Raw genomic sequence first — 3,188 nt, forward strand, 5'->3', positions numbered from 1 at the left:
CTTGAATTCTTCGGGGTAACGCTGGTTGCTCATGGCACCTCCTGCTGGGTCTCATTATGAGGCTTGGAGGTGTCTACGAAACTAGGGGCGATTCATGGCTTATTGCTAATCGGGGGCTTCGCCACTGCCAAGCAATTCATCCCGGAACGTCAGGGCTTCCTGAGCAATCCAGGTCGCGAAGGCCGCCGCGGCAGGATTCATCAGGCTGTGGGCGGAATACACTAGGTAGAACGCTTCTTGCGTCACGATGTCGTTGGCCAGTGGGGCGATCAGGCGATCAGGCGATCAGGCGACCAGACGCCAGCTGATGCTGGACCAATGACGAGCGCGCCAGGGCGACGCCCTGCCCGAGTTCGGCCATTTCCAGCGCTGAGATCAGGGTGTCGAACTGCAGGCCCTGGGACGAGTCGAGGTGCTCGGCACCCTTGCGCTTGAGCCAGTATCCCCAGCCTTCCTCGTAGCCCATCACGTGTAGCAGGTCGTGGTGCTGCAAGTCTTCGGGTTTTGCCAGCGGCTTCGCGATCGTGGGCAAGGTGGGTGCGCAGACCGGCTGGAGCGTGTCCCAGGTCAGCCGTTCGGACTTGCGACCGGACCAACGTCCCTGACCATAGCGAATCTCCAGGTCGGCATCGGAATCGGCGTCCTCGACCCAGATGCTGCTGTCCACGCGCAGTTGGATAGTCGGGTGCAGCGCCTTAAAGCGCGGCAGACGGATCGCCAGCCAGTGGGTGAAGAACATCAGGCTGCTGCGAACGATCAGCACGCTCCGGTGGCCCTGGCCGAAAATTTCATCGGTCGCCGCCACCAAGCGCTCCACCGACTCCCTCACCACGGGGAAGTACGTCATCCCCAATTCGGTGAGTTCCAGCCCACGGGGTAGTCGTTTGAACAGCACGGCCCCCAGTTGCGACTCCAGCGCCTTTAGCTGCTGGCTGATGGCGGCCTGGGTCAGGTGCAGCTCCTGGGCGGCGTGGGTGAAGTTCAGGTGGCGCGCCGATACCTCGAAGGCACGCAGCCAATTCAATGGAGGAAGGCGTTTTTTCATGGCTCACTCGGTGGGCTGCAGTTGGCGCTGGGCGGAATCGGGTGCGGCGCTAGCGCCCTGGTCGCTCTTGGGTATCGCGCCACTGTTGCACATCGCTCGACGGAAAGTTTTGACTTTAGAGACGATCGGTCTAAATACTAGGGGCATGACCATTCCTAACTCGCCTCCGCGTCGTGGCCGTCCTCCCAAGGTGCCGCGGACTCATCACGATACCCGCGAAGCTCTGCTCCATGTCGGCATGGCGGTCTTCACCGAACAGGGCTTTTCAGCGACCGGCATCGATGCCGTGCTCAAGCAGGTCCAGGTTCCCAAAGGCTCGTTCTATCACTACTTCGCTAGCAAGGAAGCCTTTGGTCAGGAGGTCCTGCAGGGCTACGCCGCCTATTTCGCCAAAAAGCTCGATCTGTGGTTTCTGGCGAAAGATGTCCCTCCGCTCGAGCGGCTGTGGAATTTCGTCCAGGACGCCAAGGCGGGCATGACTAGGCATGGCTTCCGCCGCGGTTGCCTGGTGGGCAATCTCGGTCAGGAGATCCTGGTGCTTCCGGAAAGTTTTCGCGCCCAGTTGGAGGCCGTCCTGCTGGATTGGCAGGTACGCCTGGCGCTGTGCCTGAGGGCGGGGGTCAAGGACGGTACGCTACCTGCGGGCACCGACTGTGACGCCCTGGCGGCCTTTTTCTGGATCGGCTGGGAGGGCGCCGTGCTGCGCGCGCGACTGGCGCAGAATGCCACGCCGCTGGACATCTTCATCACGGGATACCTGGCTGGAATCATGCGATGATTTCTTTTGGTTCATTTTTAGACGATCGGTCTAAATAGGAGGCTGCATGTTCAAAGCCCTACTCATCGAGAAGCACGACGGGACGCCTCACGTCGGTATCGCCGAACTGGCCGACACTCAGCTGCCGGAAGGCGACGTGACGGTTCGGGTCCTCTACAGCACGCTGAACTACAAGGATGCACTGGCCATTACGGGGCGCGGCCCGGTCGTTCGTCAGTTCCCCATGGTTCCCGGGATCGATTTCGCCGGCGTGGTCGAGGCCAGCTCGAATCCCCAGTACCAACCCGGCGACCGGGTCTTGCTCAATGGCTGGGGCGTGGGCGAGACCCACTGGGGTGGCCTGGCGGAGAAGGCGAGGGTGAAGGGCGAATGGTTGATTCCCCTGCCGCCTGCGCTGTCGGAGTTCCAGGCAATGGCCGTGGGGACTGCCGGCTATACCGCGATGCTCTGCCTGATGGCCTTGGAGCGCCACGGACTCATCCCGCAAAGCGGCCAGGTGCTGGTTACCGGGGCCACGGGCGGGGTGGGTAGCTTTGCCATTTCCCTGCTGGCCCGCCGCGGTTACTCGGTGATCGCCGTCACGGGCAAGCAACAGGAAGGAGAATACCTCAAGCGTCTGGGCGCCGAGTCCGTGATGGATCGGGCAGAGCTCAGCGCGCCGGGTCGACCGCTTGGCAAGGAGCGCTGGGCCGCGGCCATCGATTCCGTCGGTAGCTATACCCTGGCCAACGTCTGCGCGGGAACCGCCTCCGAGGGTGCGGTCGCCGCCTGTGGCCTGGCGCAGGGAATGGACCTGCCCATGACGGTCGCGCCCTTCATCTTGCGCGGAGTGAGCCTGCTCGGCGTCAACAGCGTGACCCAGCCTTACGCGCGGCGGGTGGAAGCCTGGCAGCGACTGGGTGAAGAGCTCGACAGTGACCTGTTGCTCGACATCAGCCGAGAGATCTCCCTGCAGGACACCGTGTCCATCTCCGACGATTTGTTGAGTGGGAAGGTCCGCGGAAGAGTGGTGGTGAAACTGAACCGCTGAGTTTCCGCTTAGGCGTCGATGATCAGCCGACGCTCCACGCCGATACGGTGTGGAGTGGACGGCTGCCAAGTCTCATACTCTTTTCAACCTGAAAGTCCTAACGGGCATCTTTCTTTTGAAGGAAGACCCATCTTTTTTAGCACTCGCTTATTCGAACGACGCCGCTTCGCTATAACGCCCGGAGTATCGGATGGCTTTATCTTGGGTGTTTTTCAGTCATAAATAAATTCTACCCTTAGGTGTAGTGGTCAACCCATCCCGGACAGTGGGTTAAGTTTTTCTTCGGCCACCGCAGGCGGTAGCCCATCGTTGAATTGATGCGGCCTGATCCAGTT

2 protein-coding genes and 1 pseudogene are annotated in these 3,188 nt (G+C 61.3%); 2 read left to right on the top strand and 1 reads right to left on the bottom strand.

Going from position 1 to position 3,188, the window contains the following annotated elements; all coding sequences use genetic code 11:
* Positions 1 to 105: 105 nt before the first annotated feature.
* Positions 106 to 1,045 (bottom strand): annotated as a pseudogene (locus tag EC839_RS23970) (LysR substrate-binding domain-containing protein).
* A gap of 145 nt (positions 1,046 to 1,190) precedes the next feature.
* Between EC839_RS23970 and EC839_RS23975 the strand changes: the two are divergent.
* Both EC839_RS23975 and EC839_RS23980 read left to right on the top strand, forming a co-directional pair.
* Positions 1,191 to 1,823 (top strand): TetR/AcrR family transcriptional regulator, encoded by a 633-nt coding sequence (locus EC839_RS23975; RefSeq protein ID WP_177323679.1) that lies wholly within the window; start codon positions 1,191 to 1,193, stop codon positions 1,821 to 1,823.
* A 46-nt stretch (positions 1,824 to 1,869) separates the two neighbouring features.
* Entirely contained in the window at positions 1,870 to 2,853 is a 984-nt protein-coding gene (locus tag EC839_RS23980; RefSeq protein ID WP_017642997.1) for an MDR family oxidoreductase, read from the top strand.
* Positions 2,854 to 3,188 lie beyond the last annotated feature (335 nt).

Origin of the sequence: Pseudomonas sp. JUb52 (assembly GCF_004341115.1) — a bacterium.
GTDB lineage: Bacteria > Pseudomonadota > Gammaproteobacteria > Pseudomonadales > Pseudomonadaceae > Chryseomonas > Chryseomonas oryzihabitans.